Raw genomic sequence first — 1,812 nt, forward strand, 5'->3', positions numbered from 1 at the left:
ATTTAAAAATTGGTTTCTCAGTATAGATCGTAATAATGGTGTCGCTATTTTATCACCTCATGAAGGAAATCAAACAGACTGGCAAGAAACTCCATCTTTCTAAAAACAAAAATGCTATTTATTCCACAGTTTCTTTACCACAGACTCTAAATCCTCATAATAAAGAAACTTTCCCAATATAAAGTCTCCAGACTCTAATCTTCACTTCCGAAATTCATACCATTTCTTATCCTTACTTATCCCAGTCATTTTCTTAAATCCCTGAATTTCTCTAATTCTAATCATTTGCATGAATATTTCATCGCGGCCCTAGTCTTTGCTCTGCTACCTCGCTAAGACTATATAACGTCTTCATAGCGTCTCACCTCAAAAATAAATTCGCTATAGCAATGATATACCCTTTCTCTAATAATTCACGTATCGCTTATTTCTATCTTTTCCTAATATTCACAACTAGAAAAACGTTTTTTATTAATAAATTAATACCCAATTTTTTTTAGACAACTATCATACTATTTTTTTACACATAATATATTTTGATTGCATATACAAGAGATTTTATATCAAAAGGAGGATTTTTATGACAACATGGCATGCTGGACATTGGGATTACCACCCATCCCATCCATACTATCATTCTGGACATTGGGATTATCATCCATCTAAGTGTCATCATGGAGTATGTACCCAAGACCAATGGTCTTGGCATCCTGGACATTGGGATTTGTACAAATCATATTGGAACTGGCACCCAGGGCATTGGGGAAACCACAACTAATATAATTATTTACTAAAATTAATATATGATTTTTTTAAAAAAACGTTATAAAAAATTAATCTAAAAGTCTTTAAAACGAGAGGATGAACTGTTATGTCAATACAATATCCTTATAACAATCACTATCAAACACCTCAAATTCCAAATTATTTAACTGCACAAAATCAATTTGATATTAATACTAATAATGCCCCTGTCTATGATAATCGTCAAGATTGTTTACCTGAACGACCACCAAGAAGATCCCCAGAAGGATTTAGATGGGTACCAATTTATTCTCATTTTTATTGGGATGGTCATCAATGGAATAGTGTAAAAGTGAAAAAACCCTACTGGGGATTAATTGATGAAGAACACCCTTGTGATCCTCATTCACCTTATTAGTAAAAAAACACTAAAAATAAAAATCACTAGACCAAAATTACCGTATTAAATACCGTATTATATTTAATACGGTATTTATGTTTGGTAATTCAAAAAGCTTCACATATAAAATTGTTTTTTTAATCAATTATGCATAAATTTCATCTTCAAATAAATATTCCCATTAACTTTAAATAAAAAAACTGCTAGTTTATTTGGTGATATTGCTCAATATTGTCAAGTACCGTAATAGTAACCATGACATTTATTGGTGTATTCGAGTCAACATGAAGGAGAAACTCCACACCACCGGACCCACTACCTCCTGGACCTTCTGGATCATGAGCTCCCACGTTGGATACCCAAATACTCGCTGCGCCAAGATGCGGACGAATAGTTTCAAGTCCACCAATGCCACCAGGCCAAAAAAACTGTGCCGCTGTAATTAAGACCGCTGACTTTTTAGTAATCGGAGGCCAGTTAAAATTCTGTCGTGATACGCCTTGCTTGTTCGAGTAAAAAACACGAATTGAACGTGCCATGTTCGAACCTCACTCTCCTTAAAATAGCAGTTAACATCCTCTCAGAATAATATTCAGTCAATAGGTAAAATATATATAAAATTCATTCCATTAATTTTTAAACAAACCGAAAAAACCTTTCCGTTTTTG

At 33.2% G+C, this 1,812-nt stretch carries 4 protein-coding genes; 2 read left to right on the forward strand and 2 right to left on the reverse strand.

Annotation, left to right across the window (positions count from 1 at the left end; all coding sequences use genetic code 11):
- Nucleotides 1-201: 201 nt before the first annotated feature.
- Nucleotides 202-297, reverse strand: a complete 96-nt coding sequence (locus tag MR167_RS33800; RefSeq protein WP_463429220.1) for a DUF3967 domain-containing protein — start codon at nt 295-297, stop codon at nt 202-204.
- Between the two features lie 283 nt (nt 298-580).
- Here MR167_RS33800 and MR167_RS31330 point away from each other — a divergent pair, with 283 nt between their 5' ends.
- The gene (locus MR167_RS31330; protein ID WP_000214649.1) at nt 581-778 is read left to right on the forward strand and encodes a YXWGXW repeat-containing protein; all 198 of its coding nucleotides are present in this window, start codon (nt 581-583) and stop codon (nt 776-778) included.
- Between the two features lie 93 nt (nt 779-871).
- Nucleotides 872-1,162, forward strand: coding sequence for a hypothetical protein (locus MR167_RS31335; RefSeq protein WP_106082242.1), 291 nt, complete (start codon nt 872-874; stop codon nt 1,160-1,162).
- A 185-nt stretch (nt 1,163-1,347) separates the two neighbouring features.
- On the opposite strand, the gene MR167_RS31340 is transcribed toward MR167_RS31335, so the two are convergent.
- Complete coding sequence (locus MR167_RS31340) at nt 1,348-1,683, reverse strand: hypothetical protein (protein ID WP_000124356.1); 336 nt, start codon at nt 1,681-1,683, stop codon at nt 1,348-1,350.
- Nucleotides 1,684-1,812: the final 129 nt, after the last annotated feature.

The sequence above is a fragment of the Bacillus cereus group sp. BfR-BA-01355 genome (genome assembly GCF_022663675.1).
Lineage (GTDB): Bacteria > Bacillota > Bacilli > Bacillales > Bacillaceae_G > Bacillus_A > Bacillus_A thuringiensis_S.